Annotated in this window: 19 protein-coding genes and 1 tRNA gene; 12 read left to right on the forward strand and 8 right to left on the reverse strand. The window is 60.6% G+C overall.

The window, feature by feature from the left end; translation table 11 throughout:
• The first annotated feature begins 27 nt into the window (after positions 1-27).
• A complete protein-coding gene (locus ACCD07_RS06255; RefSeq protein WP_353401863.1) occupies positions 28-387 on the forward strand; it encodes a DUF1428 domain-containing protein in 360 nt (119 codons plus the stop codon).
• 9 nt (positions 388-396) lie between these two features.
• On the opposite strand, the gene pabB is transcribed toward ACCD07_RS06255, so the two are convergent.
• Genes pabB through ACCD07_RS06270 form a run of 3 tightly spaced genes read right to left on the reverse strand, consistent with a single transcriptional unit; the run spans position 397 to position 3,594 of the window.
• Positions 397-2,247: an aminodeoxychorismate synthase component I gene (pabB, locus tag ACCD07_RS06260; protein ID WP_413446821.1), complete on the reverse strand. Its 1,851-nt coding sequence runs from the start codon at positions 2,245-2,247 to the stop codon at positions 397-399.
• A 7-nt stretch (positions 2,248-2,254) separates the two neighbouring features.
• On the reverse strand, positions 2,255-2,830 hold the full coding sequence (gene slmA, locus ACCD07_RS06265; protein ID WP_176653181.1) for a nucleoid occlusion factor SlmA: 576 nt from the start codon (positions 2,828-2,830) through the stop codon (positions 2,255-2,257).
• Positions 2,831-2,859: 29 nt separating this feature from the next.
• Positions 2,860-3,594, reverse strand: coding sequence for a pyrimidine 5'-nucleotidase (locus ACCD07_RS06270; RefSeq protein ID WP_413446822.1), 735 nt, complete (start codon positions 3,592-3,594; stop codon positions 2,860-2,862).
• A 25-nt stretch (positions 3,595-3,619) separates the two neighbouring features.
• Here ACCD07_RS06270 and ACCD07_RS06275 point away from each other — a divergent pair, with 25 nt between their 5' ends.
• Positions 3,620-4,513, forward strand: coding sequence for a TraB/GumN family protein (locus ACCD07_RS06275; protein WP_413446823.1), 894 nt, complete (start codon positions 3,620-3,622; stop codon positions 4,511-4,513).
• A gap of 34 nt (positions 4,514-4,547) precedes the next feature.
• Here ACCD07_RS06275 and ACCD07_RS06280 read toward each other — a convergent pair.
• Positions 4,548-4,622, reverse strand: a tRNA-Thr gene (locus tag ACCD07_RS06280).
• A 54-nt stretch (positions 4,623-4,676) separates the two neighbouring features.
• Positions 4,677-5,570, reverse strand: coding sequence for an acetylglutamate kinase (gene argB / locus ACCD07_RS06285; protein WP_176653178.1), 894 nt, complete (start codon positions 5,568-5,570; stop codon positions 4,677-4,679).
• 144 nt (positions 5,571-5,714) lie between these two features.
• Here argB and ACCD07_RS06290 point away from each other — a divergent pair, with 144 nt between their 5' ends.
• From ACCD07_RS06290 to ACCD07_RS06320, 7 genes are all read left to right on the forward strand, one after another.
• On the forward strand, positions 5,715-6,290 hold the full coding sequence (locus ACCD07_RS06290) for a sigma-70 family RNA polymerase sigma factor (RefSeq protein WP_413446824.1): 576 nt from the start codon (positions 5,715-5,717) through the stop codon (positions 6,288-6,290).
• 24 nt (positions 6,291-6,314) lie between these two features.
• The gene (locus ACCD07_RS06295; protein ID WP_176653176.1) at positions 6,315-6,569 is read left to right on the forward strand and encodes a zf-HC2 domain-containing protein; all 255 of its coding nucleotides are present in this window, start codon (positions 6,315-6,317) and stop codon (positions 6,567-6,569) included.
• A 6-nt stretch (positions 6,570-6,575) separates the two neighbouring features.
• The gene (locus ACCD07_RS06300; RefSeq protein WP_413446825.1) at positions 6,576-6,770 is read left to right on the forward strand and encodes a cysteine-rich CWC family protein; all 195 of its coding nucleotides are present in this window, start codon (positions 6,576-6,578) and stop codon (positions 6,768-6,770) included.
• Between the two features lie 16 nt (positions 6,771-6,786).
• Complete coding sequence (locus tag ACCD07_RS06305; RefSeq protein ID WP_413446826.1) at positions 6,787-9,846, forward strand: response regulator; 3,060 nt, start codon at positions 6,787-6,789, stop codon at positions 9,844-9,846.
• A gap of 13 nt (positions 9,847-9,859) precedes the next feature.
• Entirely contained in the window at positions 9,860-10,993 is a 1,134-nt protein-coding gene (locus ACCD07_RS06310) for a two-component system response regulator (RefSeq protein ID WP_413446827.1), read from the forward strand.
• Between the two features lie 161 nt (positions 10,994-11,154).
• Entirely contained in the window at positions 11,155-12,654 is a 1,500-nt protein-coding gene (locus ACCD07_RS06315) for a hypothetical protein (protein ID WP_413446828.1), read from the forward strand.
• A gap of 296 nt (positions 12,655-12,950) precedes the next feature.
• Complete coding sequence (locus ACCD07_RS06320) at positions 12,951-14,435, forward strand: TIR domain-containing protein (RefSeq protein ID WP_413446829.1); 1,485 nt, start codon at positions 12,951-12,953, stop codon at positions 14,433-14,435.
• A 109-nt stretch (positions 14,436-14,544) separates the two neighbouring features.
• On the opposite strand, the gene ACCD07_RS06325 is transcribed toward ACCD07_RS06320, so the two are convergent.
• Positions 14,545-15,759 carry an alpha/beta hydrolase family esterase gene (locus ACCD07_RS06325; protein ID WP_413446830.1) on the reverse strand — a complete coding sequence of 405 codons (1,215 nt, stop codon included), beginning with the start codon at positions 15,757-15,759 and terminating at the stop codon, positions 14,545-14,547.
• Positions 15,760-15,770: 11 nt separating this feature from the next.
• A complete protein-coding gene (locus ACCD07_RS06330) occupies positions 15,771-16,184 on the reverse strand; it encodes a CopG family transcriptional regulator (RefSeq protein WP_176653169.1) in 414 nt (137 codons plus the stop codon).
• Between the two features lie 85 nt (positions 16,185-16,269).
• On the opposite strand from ACCD07_RS06330, the gene ACCD07_RS06335 reads away from it, so the two are divergent.
• From ACCD07_RS06335 to ACCD07_RS06345, 3 genes are all read left to right on the forward strand, one after another.
• A complete protein-coding gene (locus ACCD07_RS06335) occupies positions 16,270-16,512 on the forward strand; it encodes a DUF1289 domain-containing protein (RefSeq protein WP_176653168.1) in 243 nt (80 codons plus the stop codon).
• On the forward strand, positions 16,509-17,417 hold the full coding sequence (locus ACCD07_RS06340; protein ID WP_176653167.1) for an MBL fold metallo-hydrolase: 909 nt from the start codon (positions 16,509-16,511) through the stop codon (positions 17,415-17,417). Before ACCD07_RS06335 ends, ACCD07_RS06340 begins: the two co-directional genes overlap by 4 nt.
• A 99-nt stretch (positions 17,418-17,516) precedes the next feature.
• The gene (locus tag ACCD07_RS06345) at positions 17,517-18,470 is read left to right on the forward strand and encodes an NAD(P)H-dependent flavin oxidoreductase (RefSeq protein ID WP_176653166.1); all 954 of its coding nucleotides are present in this window, start codon (positions 17,517-17,519) and stop codon (positions 18,468-18,470) included.
• Here ACCD07_RS06345 and ACCD07_RS06350 read toward each other — a convergent pair whose 3' ends face one another.
• Entirely contained in the window at positions 18,471-19,940 is a 1,470-nt protein-coding gene (locus tag ACCD07_RS06350; RefSeq protein ID WP_413446831.1) for an amidohydrolase family protein, read from the reverse strand.
• Between the last annotated feature and the right edge of the window lie 18 nt (positions 19,941-19,958).

A 19,958-nucleotide genomic window follows, 5' to 3' on the forward strand; every position in this document is an offset into this window, starting at 1 on the left:
TCGCTCAACACAACCAAGGAGACGGACATGCCATACGTAGACGGTTTTGTGATTCCAGTACCCAAGGACAAGGTGGAGGAGTACAAGAAGATGTCGCTCGAGTGCGGCAAGGTGTGGAAGGAATTCGGCGCGCTGGAATTCCGCGAATGCATAGGCGACGATGTCCCGCCCGGCAAGATCACTTCCTTCCCGCTCAGCGTGGAGTTGAAGGAAGACGAGGCGGTGGTGTTTTCATGGATCGTCTACGAATCCCGCGCCGCGCGCGACGCCATCAACGACAAGGTGATGAAGGATCCGCGCATCGCCGCCTACATGGATCCGAAGAACATGCCCTTCGACGGCAAGCGCATGATCTTTGGCGGCTTCGAGATGATGATCGACATGTGAGGCCGGGCCTCAGGCCAGCGTCGCCCTCATCGCACCGCGCAACGCGTTGCAGACGACGATCTCGTCGGCCGTTTCCAGCATCGCGCGGGTGATGACCGCCTCGCTGGCGTTCCATTGCGGATCGTCCAGCATCACGGCGCGCATCACGCCGGGCAGGATGCCGCTGCTTAAAGGCGGCGTGAGCCAGCGGCCGGCTACGCGCACGAACACATTGCTGCGGCCGCCCTCGGTCAATTCTCCGCGCTCGTTGAAGAACAGCGTATCGAACGCGCCCTTCGCTTCGGCCTCGCGCCAGGCGGCGTCGTAGCGGGTGCGGATGCTGGTCTTATGGCGCAGGAACAGGTCGCCCGAATGCGTCGTGTCCGGCGCCAGCAGCACGCGCACCGGTTCGGCCAGCGGCGCCAGCGGCGCGTGCTGCACCGAGAACGCGCCCGATGGGCTCAGCGCCAGGCGCAGGCGGTAGTCGATGCCGGCATCCAGCATCGCGCAGGCGGTGTCCAGGTAGGCATCGGCCGCCGCCGCATCCCAGGAAAAACCGAAGTACTTCGCCGATGCGGCCAGCCGCGCCAGATGGCGTTGGCGATGGCGCGCGCCATCGCGGGTGGCACGCATGGTTTCGAAAATCTCGAAGTCGTTTTTCAGGCCGGTGAGGAAGCGCGCCTTGAGCTGGCATTCGGCGTATTCCTCCAGCGGGTCGCTGTCGAAGACGATGCCGGCGCCGACGCCCATCTCGCCTTTGCGCAAGCCGTGGGGGCTGTCCGGCGCCCGCAGCGTCAGCGTGCGGATCGGCACCGACATGCAGAAGTCGCCGACCTTGCCGTCCGCGCGCGGATCGAACCAGCCGATGGCGCCGGTGTAGACGCCGCGCGGGTCCGGCTCCAGTTCGCGGATGATCTCCATGGTGCGCCGCTTCGGTGCGCCGGTGATCGAGCCGCACGGGTAGAGCGCGTTGAAGATATCGGCCAGCGTGGCATCCTCGCGCAGCCTGGCGGTGATGGTCGAGGTCATCTGCAGCACGCTGCTGTAGCGGTGCACTTCGAACAGTGCCGGCACTTCCACCGAGCCGGTCTGCGCGATGCGGGCGATGTCGTTGCGCAGCAGGTCGACGATCATCAGGTTCTCGGCGCGGTTCTTCGGATCGGCAGCCAGCACGGTGGCGCGCTGGATGTTGTCGGCGGCCTGCGCAGACGGCGCGGCGGGCGCCGTGCCTTTCATCGGCCGCGCGGTGATCACGCCGTTCTCGTGGCGCGCAAACAGCTCGGGCGACAGCGACAGGATGGCAGTGCCGTCGTCCAGCCGCACCAGAGCGCCGTAAGGAACCGGCTGGCGGCCGCGCAGGCGGGCGTACAGCGCGTGGATGCTGCCAAACGCGTCAAAACGCAGCCTGTAGGTGTAATTGACCTGGTAGGTGTCGCCGGCCTCGATGTAGTCGCGGATGCGCGCCAGCGCGCCGGTGAAGGCTTCCTGGTCGATGTTGGCGCGGATGTTGGCGATGCCGGCCGGTCGCTCGATCGGGAAGGAGCGCGCCGCCAGCCAATCGCCGACTTCGGATGCGGACAGCTGCGTGCAATCCTTGAACAGCAGGACTTGCGCCAGCGGCAATGGCAAGGCCGGATCGGCAGGCGCCGGCGCCGCGCCGAGTTCGAGCAGCTCGGCACCCAGTTCGTAGCTGCACACGGTGACCGCGTATTCGCCGCGCGTCAGCGCCGCCTGCATTTGCGCCAGCAGTTGCGGCCACTGGCCGATGTCGTCGCAGCGCAACGTGGCGGTGTGGCCGGTGTACAGGCGTGAGCGCGCGTCCGGGGCTTGCGTGCCTTCGGGGCTGGCGTCATCGAGCAGTGCGAAAACTTCGTCGTTCATGTTCAACTTACGAAAGCAGCAGGGCGATTTGCAGCGGTGCGTCCTGCGACGGGTTGTTCTTGAAGCCGCTCTTGGCGTAGCGGTGCCAGCGGCCGATGACGAAGCTGGCCAGCATGCCGGCGCGCGCGTTCACGTCCGCTTCATGTCCATGGCCTTCGGTGACGGCCAGCCGCAAGGCCTGCTTCAGCGCCAGCTCGACGCGATCGTAAAACTGGTTCATGCGCGCCTGCAGCCGCTCGTCCTCGTTGACCAGCGCGTCGCCGATCAGCACCCGCGTCATGCCCGGGTTCTGGCTGGCGAAATGCAGCAGCATGCCGACGATATCACGCGCCTGGGCGGCGCCGTCGCTCTGGCGGTCGGCGATCTGGTTGATCAGGCCGAACACCGTCGACTCGATGAACTCGATCAGCCCCTCGAACATCTGCGCCTTGCTGGCGAAGTGCCGGTACAGCGCGGCTTCGGAAAACTCCAGCTTGCGCGCCAGCGCGGCGGTGGTGATCTTGTCGCCCTTGGGCTGTTCCAGCATCTCCGCCAGCGCCTGCAGGATTTGCATGCGGCGCTGGCCCGGCGGTGTGCTTGCCATGTGATCTCGCGAGTAAATGGATGGGTTGGTTAATGCAGGTGACGCAGGTAATGCAGGCGTGCCGGTAAATTCCTGACAGATTTTACTTTGACATCGACATAAGCGGGGCGATTTAGCCTTTTTTGCGGATGGGCCAGGCCGATGGCGTCGCCCACCTCCAGGTATTGCGTGACCCACGCCGTGCGCATGCCCAGCTCGTGCGCGCTGCGCAGGTTGGCCAGCGTGTCCTCGACCAGGATGCAGCGGCCGGGCGCCAGCCCATGGCGGCGCATCAGTTTGCGCAGCAGCAGCTTCGACGGCTTGGGCCGCATCTGCCGGTGCACCGTCATCGCCTCCACCGATATGTGGTGGCTGAATTCGCGCTGCAGTCCCAGGTGGCGCAGCACCTGCGTCGAGTAGCGGTGCGGCGCGTTGGTCAGCAGGATCTTGCGGCCGGGCAGGCGGCGCAGCAGCTGGCGCAGGCCGCGCTCGGCGCGGATCATCGCCGTCAGGCCGGCGATCGCATGGGTTTCGCGCAGAAAGTGCTCGGCCCGCACGCCGTGGTGCTTGACCAGTCCCAGCATGGTGGCGCCGTAGCGCCGCCAGTACATGGTGCGCGCCGCGTTGACGGCGTCCTCGCCGGCCGGCGTCACGCCGTCGCCCAGCACATTGGCGATGTAGACGTTCATGTTGGCCATGATCGTCGGGAAGATCGCGTGCGAGGCGTTGTGCAGGGTGTTATCGAGATCGAACAGCCACACCGGGGAGTTGCGAGTAATATTCACTTCAGAGCCATCTTTAAAGGAAACCATGCTGCGCCAGATTATAGTGATGTTCTGCGGTTTGTTCTGGTTTGTCCTCAGTCCGGCCTGGGCGATCGACAAGCACGGCGCGCTGTTCAAGGTGGAGCACGGCGGACACACGCTGTACCTGTTCGGCACCATCCACGTCGGCGCCGCGGATTTCTATCCGCTGGAGCCGCGCGTGGCGGAGGTGATAGCCAGGGCGCCGGTGCTGGCGCTGGAGATCGATCCGCTGGGCGACCAGCAGCAGCTGACGCGCGCCGTGCAACGGCACGGCATGGTGATGCGCGGCGGGCCGGCGGGGCCGGCGCTGTCGGCGTCGTGGCGGCTGCGGCTGGAGCGCTTGCTGAAGCAGTACGGCATCGAGCCGGAGACGGTGGCGCCGATGAAGCCGTGGCTGCTGGCCAGCCTGCTGACGGTGAGCGAATTCTCGGCGCAGGGCTACGATGCGGCGCTGGCGGTGGACGGCTACCTGTCCAGGCAGGCGCACGCGCGCGGCCAGAAGATCGTCGAGCTGGAATCGGCGGACAGCCAGATGGCGCTGTTCGACAAGATGAGCGCCGCCGACCAGTTGAAGTTTTTGGAGGAGGCCATCGCCGGCATCGAGGACAAGGAGCAGGCCAACCAGGCGCGTGAGATCGCCGACGCCTGGCGCAAGGCCGATATCGCCGGGCTGGACGCGCTGGCGGCCAAGGCGGCGAGGGACGACAGCTTCTCCGGCCGCTTCGTGCAGAGGGTGCTGCTGGACGGCCGCAATCCGGCGCTGGCCGACGGCATGGTCAAGTTGATGGCGCGCGAAAACAACAGCCTGGCGGCGATCGGCATTTTGCACCTGATCGGCAATGGAAGCGTGCCGGAACTGCTGCGCAAGCGCGGGCTCAAGGTGGAGCGGATTTACTAGTCGGGGAGGGTACTGCAGAGGTGAAGCCGAAAGATGGTGCCCTTTACGTGGATTGAACACGTGGCCTCTCCCTTACCAAGGGAGTGCTCTACCACTGAGCTAAAAGGGCGTACTGGTATGGCGATGCACTTGAAATCGCGGCAAAATGTGCATCGCCGTTTTTTCAGTGAGACCGGATCATAGTGCCAAAAGCCTGTTCGGTCAACACCTCGAGCAATAAACTGTGTTCAATTCGCCCGTCGATGATGTGAACGGTGTTGACGCCGGACTTCGCCGCATCCAGTGCTGATGAAATTTTAGGCAGCATGCCGCCCGAAATCGTACCGTCGGCGAACATCTCGTCGATCTCGCGCGCCGACAGGTCGGTCACCAGATTGCCCTGCTTGTCCTGCACGCCGGCGATGTTGGTCATCATGATCAGCTTTTCAGCCTTCAGGATTTCCGCGATCTTGCCGGCGACGACGTCGGCGTTGATGTTGTAGGCCTGGCCATCCTGGCCGAAGCCGATCGGCGAAATGATCGGGATGAAGGCGTCGTCCTGCAGCGCCTTGACCACGGCCGGGTTGATCGCGTCGATCTCGCCGACGAAGCCGATGTCGAGGAACTGGCCCGGATTGTCCTTGTCCGGCATGGACATCTTCTTGGCGCGTATCAGGCCGCCGTCCTTGCCGGTCAGGCCCACCGCCTGGCCGCCGTAGTGATTGATCAGCATGACGATGTCCTGCTGGACTTCGCCGCCCAGCACCCACTCCACCACTTCCATGGTTTCTTCGTCGGTGATCCGCATGCCCTGCACGAAGGTGCCCTGCTTGCCGATTTTTTTCAGCGCGTTGTCGATCTGCGGACCGCCGCCGTGCACCACGACCGGGTTCATGCCCACCAGCTTGAGCAAAATGACATCGCGGGCGAAGCCGTGTTTCAGGCGCTCGTCGGTCATCGCGTTGCCGCCGTATTTGATGACAATCGTCTTGCCGTGGAAGTTACGGATATAGGGCAGGGCCTCGGCCAGGATCTGCGCCTTGATCTGCGGTGCCACCGCGGTCAAGTCGTCAGTCATGCCTAAGTTAAGGTTAGCAAGTTGGGTCATGGCGAGTCCGGTTTGGAAAATTGGTGCAATTTTACAGCCTGATGCTGCAATCAACCATGCATTATAGGGCCATCCGGTTGTATTTTCCCGGAACCTCCGATACGCTGCCCGACTATGACCGCCACCAACACCCTCCACCGCCAGCTAGAAGTCATGCGTCCACTGCTTGTCCGTTTTGCACAATTGCAAATTCGGAATCAGGCATTGGCGGAGGACGCCGTGCAGGATGCGCTGATCGCGGTGCTGGAAAAGCCCGAGCGCTTTGCCGGCCAATCGTCGCTGCGCACCTATGTGACGGGCATCCTGAAGTACAAGATCATCGACTGCCTGCGCGCCAGCTCGCGCGAGCGCCAGATCGACACCCACGACGACCAGTCCGAGGACGACGCCATCGACGCCTTGTTCATCGCCGACGGCCACACGCGCGAGCAGCCGATGGCCTGGGGCGACCCCGACGCCACGCTGGAGCAGAAGGATTTCTTCAAGGTGCTGGAGATCTGCCTGGAGAAGCTGCCGGCCAAGACCGCCCGGATTTTCATGATGCGGGAGTGGCTGGAGCTGGAAACCGACGAAATTTGTAAGGAATTGGCGATTACCACGTCTAATGCATGGGTGCTCCTGTACCGGGCGCGCATGCGCTTGCGTGAATGCCTGGACTTGAACTGGTTTGGCAACCGCCAGGCCACGTGACCGCATCATTGATTGTCTGCGACTATGGAATCTCATAAAACCGGCTTGAAGCCGACCTGCCGGGAAGTCCACCGGCTGGTGTCGGAAGGGATGGACCGCGATTTGTCATTCGTCGAGCGCACCCGCATGCGGCTGCACTTGATGGTGTGCGACGCCTGCACCCGGTTCAACGGCCAGATGTCGATGCTGCGTTCGGCCATGCGCCGCTTTCCGCTCGATTTTGAGCCCGACAGCCCGCCGCCGCTGGACGACGACGAAGCGGAACACCGCCACACGTAGCCCGCCATGAGCACCTGCTCGCGCTGCGGCGCCGAATTCAGTTGCGCGATGGCGGACGCCGATCCGTCGGCCCCGCCGCAGCCCTGCTGGTGCACCTATTTGCCGGCCTCGCTGCCGGTACCGTCCACGCCGGGCGCCAGCTGCTGGTGCCCGGACTGTTTGAAGAAACACATCGCCGACCACCCGAAGCCGGCCGGCTAGCCACAAGGAAGCAAGCATGCGTCGTTTTAGCGACATGGGTATCCGCGCGCGTATCAGCAGCGGCTACATCATCCTGATCCTGCTGCTGATCGGCGTGATACTGGTCGGCGTCAGCCGCATCTATGCCATCCGCGCCGAGAGCGACCATATCCTGCACCAGGACTGGGCCGCCAGCGCCGCCATCAACACCATCGACACGCAGTCGCGCGAGGCGGCGACCCGCATCGTCACGCTGATCATCCAGAAGGAAAAGCACCGCCGCATCGACAGCTACAGCCGCATCGACAAGATCAAGATCGACATCGACGCCCAGCTGGAACTGCTGGCCAGGCTGGATGCGGCGCCGGAGGCGCGGGCGCAGATCGAAAAGGTCAAGCAGGCGCGTGCCGCCTACTACGACAGCTTCATCGCCGTGGCCGACATGGTCGAAGGCGAGGACCGCGAGGCCGCCGAGGAGAAGATGAACTCGATGGCCTTGCCGGCGCTGGAGCGCCTGCAGGAAGAGATCAAGAAGCTGGGCCAGCTGCAGCAGGCGCAGGTGATGACCAGCGCCGAACAGGCGCGCGCCGACATCAATATGTCGCTGATGGAGATTTCCGCGATGGGCGCGCTGGCGGTGATCGTCGGCATAGCCTTCGGCTTCTCGGCGCGCTCGATCACGCGTCCGCTGGAGGCGGCGATCGCGATCGCCAAGCGGGTCGGGCAGGGCGACCTGAGCTCCGTCATCGAGGTGACGTCGCAGGACGAGACGGGCGAGCTGCTGCATGCGCTGAAGCTGATGACGGCCAGCCTGGCCGCCGAGCAGGAGTTGCGCAAGGCGGTGACGGTGGCCGAGGATGCGACCAAGATGAAGTCCGACTTCCTGGCCAATATGTCGCACGAAATCCGCACGCCGATGAACGGCATCATCGGCATGACGCACCTGGCGCTGCAAACCGACCTGACGCCTAAGCAGCGCAACTACCTGGAGAAGGTCGAAGGCGCGGCCAAGAACCTGCTGGGCATCATCAACGATATCCTGGACTTCTCGAAGATCGAGGCCGGCAAGCTGGCTTTCGAGCAGGTCGATTTTTATGTGGAAGACGTGATGGCGAACATCGCCGACCTGTCCATCATGCGCGCGCAGGACAAGGGACTGGAACTGCTTTTCGATATCGCGCCGGAAGTGCCGCAGGCGCTGGTCGGCGATCCGCTGCGCTTCGGCCAAGTGATGATCAACCTGACCAACAACGCCATCAAGTTCACCCAGCACGGCGAGATCGTCGTGACGATACGCGTGGCCGAGCGCCTGGCGGACCAGCGCGTGCGCCTGCGCGTCGACGTGCGCGACACCGGTCCGGGCATGACGCCGGAGCAGCAATCGCGCCTGTTCCAGGCCTTTTCGCAGGCGGACACCTCGACCACGCGCCATCACGGCGGCACCGGCCTGGGCCTGACCATCAGCAAACGCCTGGTCGAATTGATGAACGGCGAGATCGGCCTGGAAAGTCAGCCCGGCGTCGGCAGCACGTTCCATTTCACCGCCGAATTCGGCGTCGCCGACATCGAGGCGCCGCAGCCGATGCCCGACATCTCCGGCCTGCGCGTGCTGGTGGTGGACGACAACGCCAGTGCCCGCGAAATCTTCATGGGCATGCTGTCGGCCATGCAGTTCGCCGCCGCCTCGGCCGACAACGGCCGGCGTGCCGTCGACATGGTGACGCAGGCACGCAGCGAAGGCCGTCCGTTCAACATCGTGCTGCTGGATTGGCAGATGCCCGGCATGAACGGCATAGAAACGCTGCAGGCGATGCGCGAGCAGGCCGCGGCCGCCGGCGCCGAGGCACCCGCCGTCATCATGGTCACCGCCTACAACCGCGACGTGCTGCTCGACGAAACGCGCGGCATCGCCATCGACGCCATGCTGAACAAGCCGGTCAGCTCGTCGACGCTGCTCGATTCGATTTCCACCGTGTTCGGCAAGGACTTGAGCAGCTGCCGCCGCACGCGCCGCCGCGCCGACTACATGGCGGCCGAGGAATCGGTGCGCGGCGCGTACCTGCTGCTGGTGGAGGACAACGAAGTCAATCAGGAAGTGGCGCAGCAGATCCTCAGCGACGCCGGCATCCGCGTCGACATCGCCAGCAACGGCGCCATGGCGCTGGCCAAGATCGCCGTGGCCGACTATGACGGCGTGTTGATGGACTGCCAGATGCCGGTGATGGACGGCTACGACGCCACCCGCAAGCTGCGGGAGGATCCGCGCCACGCGAGCCTGCCGGTGATCGCCATGACCGCCAACGCCATGGTCGGTGACAAGGAAAAATGCCTCGCCGCCGGTATGAACGATTTCATCGCCAAGCCGATCGACGTGGCGCAGCTGTTCACGACGCTGTCGCGCTGGGTCAAGGTGAAGAACCCTGTGGCGCTCGACGCGGCAGAAGCCCAGCCGGCCGGCGACAGCCGCGACGAAGCGCTGCCCATCATCGCCGGCCTGCGCATGGAGGCGGCGCTGCAGCGCGTCGGCGGCAACGTCAAGCTGATGCGCAAGCTGTTGTCGCGCTTTGTGGAAACCCAGATCGACGCCATGACGCGCATCGCCAACGCCATCGAAAACAACGACCTGGCCGGCGCCACGCGCGAGGCGCATACTGTGAAAGGCCTGGCCGGAAATATCGGCGCAACCGGCATGGCCGATGCCGCCGGCAAGGTGGAACAGATGCTGGCCATGGGCGCCACCAAAGGCCGCGACGAAGCCATCGCCGCCATGGCGCAGGAGCTGGGCGACCTGGTGGCCCGCATCGCCATGGCGATGAACGACAAGCCGGGCGCCGGCGCCGCGATTGAATCGCCGCAGCAGATCGACCTCGGCGAACTGGCCGCCATGGCGAAGGAGCTTGCGTTGCTGCTGGCGCAGGACGACAGCGCCGCCGTCAAGCTGCTGGACCGTATCTGTCCGCTGTTGACCGCGGCAGGGCAGGCCGAGCATGGCCGCCAGCTGCGCCGCCTGCTGGGGCAGTATGATTTCGAAGGCGCGCTGGATGAATTGAAGTCCGCCGCCGCAGCGCTGGATATCTCGCTGAATGCCGATTTATAAGAAGGAAAAACCGATGAACGCCAAGCCAACCATCCTCGTGGTCGACGACACGCCCGATAACATCGACCTGCTGTGCGCGGTGCTGGAAGAGGACTACCGCACCAAGATCGCCGTCAACGGCGAGCGCGCGCTGAAAATCGCCAACGGCGAAGCCAAGCCGGACCTGATCCTGCTGGACGTGATGATGCCGGGCATGAGCGGCTACGATGTCTGCAAGGCGCTCAAGGCCAATCCCGATACGCGCGACATTCCGGTCATCTTCGTCACCGCGATGAGCGAGACGGTGGACGAGCAGCTGGGCCTGGGCCTCGGCGCGGCGGACTACATCACCAAGCCGATCTCCGCGCCCATCGTCCTGGCGCGCATCAAGACCCAGCTGTCGATGAAGCGCGTGCACGACTTCCTGCGCGACCAGAACAACTTCCTCGAAACGGAAATCGAGAAGCGCACGCGCGAGATCGTCGCGCTGCAGGACGTCACCATCCACACTATGGCCTCGCTGGCCGAAACGCGCGACAGTGAAACCGGCAACCATATCCGCCGCACCGCGCACTACGTCAAGACGCTGGCCGAAAAGCTGCGTGCCAATCCGCGCTTCAGTGACTTCTTGACCGACAAGACGATTGAGCTGCTGTTCAAGTCCGCGCCGTTGCACGACATCGGCAAGGTCGGCATCCCCGACCGCATCCTGCTCAAGCCTGGCCGCTTCGAGGGCAACGAATTCGAGATCATGAAGACCCACACCACGCTGGGCCGCGACGCGATCCGCCAGGCCGAGCGCGAGCTGGGCCTGGAAGTGGAGTTCCTCAAGTACGCCAAGGAGATCGCCTACGGTCACCAGGAAAAGTGGGACGGCAGCGGTTATCCCGAAGGCCTGGCCGGCGACGATATCCCGATCTCGGCGCGGCTGATGGCGGTAGCCGACGTGTACGATGCGCTGATCAGCCGCCGCGTCTACAAGGACGGCATGTCGCACGAGGCTGCGGTGGCGATCATGGTCGAAGGCCGCGGCTCGCACTTCGATCCCGACATGCTGGATGCCTTCCTCGAACTGCAGCCGGAGTTCATCGAGATCGCCAAACGCTACGCGGACTCCGATCACGACATGGAGCACACACGCGCGAAGATCGAGCGCTTTACCAGCTGATGCTTTGCCAGTGGATCCTTGGGCGTAGTCGCTCAAACTCGACCTGACGTGAATTGTCAGATGGATTAGAGTTCTCATGCGTCTGTTACCGGCCAGGAGCGATCGCTGGCGAAAGCCAATTACCAGTGTTCCGAAGAAGAAAAGCAGGTTATGGAGAGCCAATGTCAGAAATTAGTGAAGTTGCAGGAAATAATATCCTTATCATTACGTCGAATAGTGTTGAAAATGATGCTTTGGTGACCCAACTACGTAGCAAGGGTGTCTCGCTAACAAAGCAACCGCAACTTTCAGGGAGAGTGAAAGCAGGCGGTCTAAGTGGGTATCCGATTTTCGTTCTTAATGCGGAACGTGGTAGCTTAAAACCCGAGTCCGTCGGGGCCCTGCTGCCAAAACTTCTTTTAAGTATCAAACCAAAGCTAGTAGTTTTGGTTGGGTTTTCATATGGAAGAAAAGGCCGAGTTGAACTTCATGATGTGGTTATCACCAATGAGGTAGTTTCGCTTGGAGATTTTGAAGGCACTGATTCCGGTATAGGTTTTCGTACTTTTCCTCGGTTAACTTCTTTGTTAAGTGGCGAGTCATTTCAGGCGGTTTTCGATAAGGCAAAAAATGATCTCAAAACCGACTTTAAGCGACTTAATTTAGAATCAAAGTTGATACAGGGTGTAAGCGTTAGCGGTGAGGTTTTCGCTAATGGATTTCAATTCACTGAACGTTTATTTGCGAATGTGACGGATGCGGTTGCAGGCGACATGGAGGGACATGTTGTCGCGTTAAATTGTAGAAACCTCGAAATCCCGTGGTTGGTTGTGAAATCTCCTAGCGATTTCGGAGATGGAACGGCGGGAACTCGCAATGCACAAGCGCATTCCGCTTCGTTATCGGCGATGGCTGCAGTTCACTTAATTCAAGCCTTCCTTTCAGAGAATAAACTCCGCTCCGCTGAGCCTTTGCCGGAGTTCCTAGAATCTGCTATTCCTGTGCCGTATGAATCAATTCAGGTTCAAGGCAGTTCAAAGTATCCTGCCTATATCAGAAAATTTGTGGCCAGTCTAGCACTTGGAGATAGGTACGACAAAGACTTTCATGATCACCTGATTGGAGTGCTAAAAGAGCATGCCGAAAACGCGGCAAAGCACGCTCCAGGGGCTGAAGTTTGCCTTCGGGGAGATACTAACGCCATTGTTCTTGAATACGGCGGCGGTGTTTTTAACCCACTTAAGGAATATCCAAAAATGAAATCGGCTGGAGGTGGAAAGCGTGAATTAACCTCCTTCATGTCGAGCTACGTTGAGTCTGAGAAGATTGTTTCTATCGACTGGACGCATGAAGACGCAAAGAACTTCTTGAGAGTTGTATTTATTGAAGCAAACGCGAATCTTCGAAAAAATTTTAGTTGTTCACTAACACTAACTACAGAAGAGATGCGCGAATACTACCTATTTGGCAACAGAAATCTTACTGAATTTTCTAGCTGTGAGACTCTTTGGATTCATGTTGACGATCAAGTAATCAGTGACTCCGATGGGATGCTATTGCACAATCTTGTTGGGAAGGTGCCGAAAACTGTACAACGGATTGTGGTTAAAGGATGGCCTAAGAGATTGATAGCTGAACACACCAGGATGTTTAGTTATGATGGCCGTTTGGAGTTTGCATAAGTCAACTGATTTATCATGTAGGTCCCTTATATTTTCTGAACAATGCAAAAGCCGTAGCAGAGGAGCTGGCTGTTCCTTTGCGAAGGAATACGCTCGTTGCCGCTACTGTTCTAGTTCCTTAACCACTGCAGTGGGTCGGAAGCGGTCGCCGTTGAAGGGCCGCAACCCAAAGCAGTCATTGAGATTTTATTATTTATTAGTATGAATTTGCATGACATAATTACTCCTCGCTCCCAATCTATCGGGCCTACTTTTGGTCTTGGCTCTGGACTGTCTACTCAGTCATAAGGAATAGAATGACAAAACCTCGTGTGTTCATTGGTTCGTCTGTTGAAGGCCTGAATATTGCTTATCCCGTGCAGCAAAATCTTTGTCATGTTGCTGAGGTGACGGTTTGGCCTCAAGGCATATTTGAATTATCAGGCACTACAATTGAATCTTTAACAAAAGCACTCGATGAAACCGATTTTGCAATCTTTGTGTTTTCAGGTGACGACCTGGCAACGATTAGAAAAGAAACTGCGAATGTTGTCAGAGATAACGTGCTTTTTGAATTTGGTTTGTTTATAGGGAAGTTGGGGCGTCAGCGGGTATTTTTTTTAATCCCGTCCGATGCCGAACTTCACCTTCCAACTGACTTATTAGGCATCACACCAGGAAAATATGAGTCTGCACGCCAGGATAAAAATATGATTGCTGCAACAGGTGCTGTCTGTCATCAGATTCACCAGCAAATGAAGGTTGTAGGAATTCTACCAAATAGAACCACAACCGACATAGGTAAGGATAAAGTCGAAGAAGAAAAACCATTAGATTGGATTTCCGAAATAGAGAATAAAAAATACGCTAGTGCGAAGGTTATTCTTGAAAATAATCTGAAGAGTATGTCTGGCGATGATGCTTTGGAAGCTACTGCGCTTATTTTGTATTGTGAAATCAAGGATAAGAAATCTTCGGATTTCTCAGGATTGATTGAGTATGCCACGAAAAACCAGAACTGTTCCCGTGTTCAATCGGCGATAGGGATGGTTTTGCGGTTAGAAGGATATATGGGGGACGCAATTAAAGTGCTATCCTTTGCAATTGAAAAATTCCCCGAGAACTTTGATGTCTTGAGCCAACTTTTCTATACTTTACGAGAAAATGCTGATGACGAGGTTGCTGTCCAGAGATTGCAGAGTTTCGGTTTAGAAAAAAGTCCGGAAGCAACTCTCCTACTTGCAGAACACCTTGAACGAATCGAAAAAACGGAAGAGGCAATGTCGGTTGTGCAACGATGCTTTGCGAACAATCCTAAACACATCGGTTTGCAATTTAAGTATGCGCGCCTCGCGCAGGAGATGGATAAGTTACCAATCGCCGCGTATCTGTTTAACGCTCTGACGCGCGAGGAGCCGACGAATGATGGATATTGGGGCTACCTTGGAAATTTATGTGTCTCAATGAATCTATACGACATGGCACTCGGAGCTTATCGCGAGGCAGAAAAGCTTTCTCCTAATTCTGGATGGATAACTGCTAATATTGGAAACGTATTTTTAAATAATGGTTTGCCAAAAGAAGCGTGTCATTACTTTGAGCGTGCTATATTGGTTGACAAACATGATGAGTATAGCCTCGAAAAACTATCTGGTGTGATTAAAAAAATGTCTGAAAATCAGAAAGCTTTCGACAAACAGTGCGCGGAGGGAAAGCGGCTGCTATATGAGGCAATGAAGGATATTATCTCGGAAAATGCTCCGGCACTCGCATCCCCCGCACCCACTCCTCTCAGCAAATAGCCAATGATGGCGTAGAAATTTGTCGCGTTCTAATATGCAAGTCTGGTTTGGGGCGGCGGCCGGCAGTCATCAGGCACACTGAGTCAGCTCAAGTCCGAGCTAGCACACCTTAGCTGACCGTGCGGAAGAAGCGCAGCATCTCGCGGCTGGCGTCCGGACCTTTGGCGTCGGTGTAGGTGCCGTTGGAGCTGCCGCCGAACCATGCGTGGCCGGCGCCGTGCACCACCCAGTGTTCGCCCACCGGCGTACCATCCGCCTTGGTGTGCGTGGTCTGCGTGTAGCGGTGGCCGTTCGGCACCGATCCCGATTGCGTCAGCGACGCACCCTTGTGGCTGTGCAGCCGCTGCTCGATCACCTGCTCGCCGTTGCGCGGATTGACTGTGGTGTCGCTGTCGCCATGGAAGACGATGATGGGCTGCGAACCGTCGCTGGTCTTGAGCGACGCGGCGCCGCGCTTCATGGCCGTCAGCGCCGACGGCAGGTCCTGCGCCGAGGCGAACGGCAAGCCCGAATGCACGCCCACGGCGGCAAACATTTCCGGATACAGCGTGGCGACAATCGCCGCCATCGCGCCGCCGGCCGACAGGCCCGCCACGAACACCCGGCGCTCGTTGACCGGATACTCGTCGATGATCTGCTGCGTGATGCCGGCGATGATCGAAGGCTCGCCCTGGCCGCGCGTCTGGTCGATGGCGTTGAACCAGTTCCAGCACTTGGAGTGGTTGGCGCTGGCGTTCTGCTCCGGATAGGCGACCAGGCATTCCATCTCTTCCGCCACCTGGTTCATCTGCGTACCGGCGGCGAAATCGTCGGGATCCTGCGTGCAGCCGTGCAGCATCACCAGCAGCGGCATCGCCTGGCCACGGTAGGTGGACGGGATGTACAGCTTGTAGTTGCGGGTGCCGGCGTGATTCGTGTAGCTGCCCTTGATGAACTGCGCGCCTTCCGGCAGCGGGGCGGGCGCCGATGGATGCGTGAAGCTGCCGGCGTCGATGGCGCGGTCGATATTCGCCTGCAGGTCGATCTGGATGCCCATGCGGTTCAGCATGTCCTGCGCGAACTCGGTCGGATTGGTGGCCGGGTTCGGCGTTGCGGCTGGCGCGGTCTCCGGCGCCGTGCTGGATGGCGCGGATTTTGGCTGTGCGTGGCCAGGCGGCGGATTCAGGTCGCGCATCGCCGGTTGTGCGGAAGCCGGCGCCGCCGGCTGGTGCGCGCGCATGGCTTCCTGAACGGTCGCCATCGCCTGCTGCATGGCGGCGGTGGAATTTCGGTTCAATAGTCTTTGCGCGGCTTCGCGCATCTGGGATAGCAGGGGTAGTTTCATGTTGGTGTCCTTTAGTGGATCCGTTTGGCCAGCGCGGTTTTCAGCACGGCGCTGGCGTGCAGGGAGCCTAATACGAAGATTGATTCGATTGTTGCCAGTGCCAGTTCGACCGATACGTCGCTGGCGATGCTGGCCAAGCCCAGTACCTGTATCTGCAGCCGCTGTCCCGCCGCCTGGATGGCCTCCAGGTCGGCGCGCGAGTAATGCTGCATACCGAGCACAAGGCTTTTGCGCGCCACCGTCTGCTTGACGACGTCGGCGTGCTGGTTCAACTGATTGCGGATCGCTGTGCGGATCAAGTCGGTACGGTTCGAGTAGAACCCTTCCTGTACCAGCAAGTCTATCTGTCCTAGGTCTATGGGACCGAGGTTGATGGTGATTTTTTCCGATTCAGCGGTCTTCAGTTTTAATTCTTGCTTTGCCATAGTCTCCATCCGGTTACCATCTACATGGATGGTATTATGGAGATGAAACTCCCTAAGTCAAGGGTGTTCGAGGCATAATGGGCATATGAGTGAGCCAACTAACTTAATTCCCGCCGAGGGATCTGAAAATTCGCCCGAATTGGCAACACCGGTGCCGTCGCCTTGCGTCAGCCTGTGCAAAATGGATGAGGATCGCATGTATTGTATGGGCTGCATGCGCACCATTCCGGAGATCATCGCGTGGTCGAAGGCGGATGACGATTACAAGCGCGGCGTGTGGGCGGAGATCCGCCGCCGTGAACAATTAATCAACTTTGACGATCAATGAACGGGTTGCCCGATTCGATCCAGGTATTTGAACGGGGCTGGCTGTCGTCCAACAACGTGATGCTGCTGGGCCGCCATGACACGGCGATCATCGATACCGGCTACGTGACGCACGCGCCGCAAACGCTGGCGCTGGTGCGTCATGCGCTGCACGGGCGCCATCTCGACCAGATCGTCAACACCCATCTGCATTCCGATCATTGCGGCGGCAACGCCACGCTGCAGGCGCATTTCGGCGCGCGCACGTCGATCCCGGCGGCCGAGGCGGACAAGGTGCGTCACTGGGACGTGGAGGCGCTCAGCTTCAAGGCCACCGGCCAGCGCTGCGATCGTTTCACTTTCGACGCCACCATCGCCCCCGGCGACGTGCTGCGGCTGGCCGATATGGAATGGCAGGCGCTCGGCGCGCCCGGCCACGATCCGCATTCGCTGATCTTTTACTGTCCGCAGGAGCGGGTGCTGATCTCGGCGGACGCGCTGTGGGAGAACGGCTTCGGCGTCATCTTCCCGGAGCTGGACGGCTTGTCCGGCTTTGCCGAGGAACGCGCTACGCTGGACGTGATCGAGGGGCTGGACGTGCGGCTGGTGATCCCCGGCCACGGCAAGCCGTTCGAGGACGTGGCCGGCGCGCTGGCGCGGGCCCGCTCGCGGCTCGATTACCTGCAAGCCGATCCGGTGCGCAATGCGCAGAACGCGCTGAAGGTGCTGCTGAAGTTCCTGCTGCTGGAGCGCCAGCGCATCCTGCTGGCCGAGGTGCCGCAGCTTTTGCTGGCGATGCCGGTGTTCGCGTCCGCCAATGCCAACTTCCTGAAGCAGACGCCGGAGCAGCTGGGTTCCTGGGCTACCAGCCAGCTGGTGCGCGCAGCTGCGGCACGTATTGAGGGTGAGTACTTACTTAATGAGTAAGGGCAGGGCGAATATAGAGGGACTTGCCTAGTTTCTGCACGATCGTACTTTTTTGGATCTATAATCGGTTTTCCGATAACTTCCGTCAGTGAGTTCGCCATGGCCCTGCCTGCAGCGTTGCAAAACCTCTCCCTTCCCGTCATCGCCTCCCCGATGTTCATCGCCAGCGGCCCGGCCCTGGTGGCGGCGCAGTGCAAGGCCGGCATCGTCGGCTCGTTCCCGGCTCTGAACGCGCGCCCGGCGGAAACACTGGATGTGTGGCTGACCGACCTGCAAAAGGAACTGGCCGACTTCCAGATGGCCAATCCGGACAAGCGCGTCGGCCCGATCGCCGTCAACCAGATCGTGCACCAGTCGAACGACCGCCTGGCGCATGACGTCGAAGTCTGCGTCAAGCACCAGATCCCCATCATCATCTCGTCGCTGCGCGCGCCGCCGAAAGAGATGCTGGACGCGATCCACAGCTACGGCGGCATCGTCATGCACGACGTGATCTCGATCCGCCACGCCGAGAAGGCGCTGGAAGCGGGCGTCGATGGCCTGATCCTGGTGGCCAGCGGCGCCGGCGGCCATGCAGGCACCCTGTCGCCGTTCGCGCTGGTGGGCGAGATACGTAAGTTCTTCAAGGGCCCGATCGCGCTGTCCGGCTCCATCGCGACCGGCGACGCGATCCTGGCGGCGCAGGCGATGGGCGCGGACTTCGCGTACATCGGCTCGCGCTGGCTGGCGACGCAGGAGTCGAACGTCAGCGACGATTATCGCAATGCGATCGTGGAATCGACGGCGGCGGACATCGTGTATTCGAACCTGTTCACCGGCGTTCACGGCAACTACCTGAAGAAGTCCATCATGGCCGCCGGCCTGGATCCGGACGCGCTGCCGCAGGCCGACAAGAGCTCGATGAACTTCGGTTCCAGCAGCGCCAAGGCCTGGCGCGACATCTGGGGCGCCGGCCAGGGCGTGGGCCTGATGGACGACGTGCCGACCACCGCCGAGATGGTGGCACGCCTGAAGCGCGAGTACGACGCGGCCCGCGCGCGCCTGGCGCTGTAATTACTGTTTGACCGCCAGGCTGCCGCGCGCAGCCTGTTTGCCGCGCACCCAGACCGTGTCCACGCTGTCGTAGGCGCGGATGTCGGCCAGCGGCGACATCTTCATCAGCACCAGGTTCGCCACCTTGCCCGCCTCGATGGTGCCGACCTGCGCATCGATCTTGAAGGTACGGGCGTTGTTGATGGTGGCCGACTTGAACACCTGCGCCAGCGACATGCCGGCCTTGTGCATGTCCTGCATTTCCAGATAGCCGTTCAGGCCGGGGATGTTGCCGTAGGTCGGCGACGACGGCGTATCGGTGCCGAACACGAAGTTGGCGTCCTTGCTGGCCAGGTAGGCCACCACCTGCGCCTGGCGGCGCAGCGGCGCTTCCATTCCCCTCAGGATCACGGCGTCGGTTTCATCCTCGGCGATCTCCTGCTTGAACCATGCGCCCTCCGGCGTCTTCAGCCACGCCAGCATCGCAGGCGGCAGCAGCTTGGCCAGCGCCGGGTTGTTCAGGTACGCCGGGTCGAAATAGGCGCCCAGGCCGTACAGCACCTGCATCGTCGGCTGGAAGCCGATCTTGCGTTCGACGATCTTGTCGAGCAGCTGCTTGATCTCGGCCGGCAGTTCCTTTTCCTTGTCCAGCGCACCCCAGTGCCACATGCCGTGCGCCAGCACGTCGACGCCGCCGTTGACGGCGAAGGTCTGCGCCTCGAACGAATTGCCGTGGGTGACCAGCACCACGCCTTCTTTGGTCGCGGCCGAGCGCACTTCGGCGTACACGGCGGGGCTCATCACCGGCAGGTTGTGCATGGCGCCGAAGCCGTGTTCGAAGTGGGTTTTGACGCAGATGGCGTTGTCGGCCTTGACCCGCGCCACGCCCTTGGCCGGGGTGTAGTCCTCCGGCTTGAACCGGGCCGGGATCTTGTCGGCCTGCGCCGGATCGTAGATGAAGTTGGAGAAGGTATCGAAGCGCGTCTCGGGCGAGGCGTACGCCGACGGGTAGCCGTTGGCGAACACCAGCGGCGCGCCGCAGTCGTAGATGTCCGGGTGCAGCGGCGAGGCCTTGACCCGGTCAATGAAGGTGCGGCTGCCGGCGGCCAGGTCGATCACCGTGGTGTAGCCGTAGTAGAGGAAGGAGCGCGGCATCTGCGCGAAATAGTCGGCGGCCATGGTCTTCATTTTGTCGGCCTGCTCGAAGCTCATGCCGGGCACCGCATACAGGTGCACGTGCGAGTCGATCAGGCCGGGCGTCAGGTAGCCGCCTTTGCCGTCGATGGTGCGGGCGCCTTTCGGGGCCTTGTGGCCGGCGCCGCGTTCGACGCGCACGATGCGGTCGTCTTCAATCAGCACGCTGCCGGTGACGATGCTGTCCAGTTTTTCCGGCGACACCAGCTTGACGTTGGTGATCCAGGTCTGCGGCGCGGCGCAGGCCTGGGCGCAGATCAGGAGGGACAGGCTGGCGATCAGTTTGGTGGTTTTCATACTAGGCTCCGTGTTGTG

Origin of the sequence: Duganella sp. Dugasp56 (assembly GCF_047304105.1) — a bacterium.
Taxonomy (GTDB): domain Bacteria; phylum Pseudomonadota; class Gammaproteobacteria; order Burkholderiales; family Burkholderiaceae_D; genus Rugamonas; species Rugamonas hordei.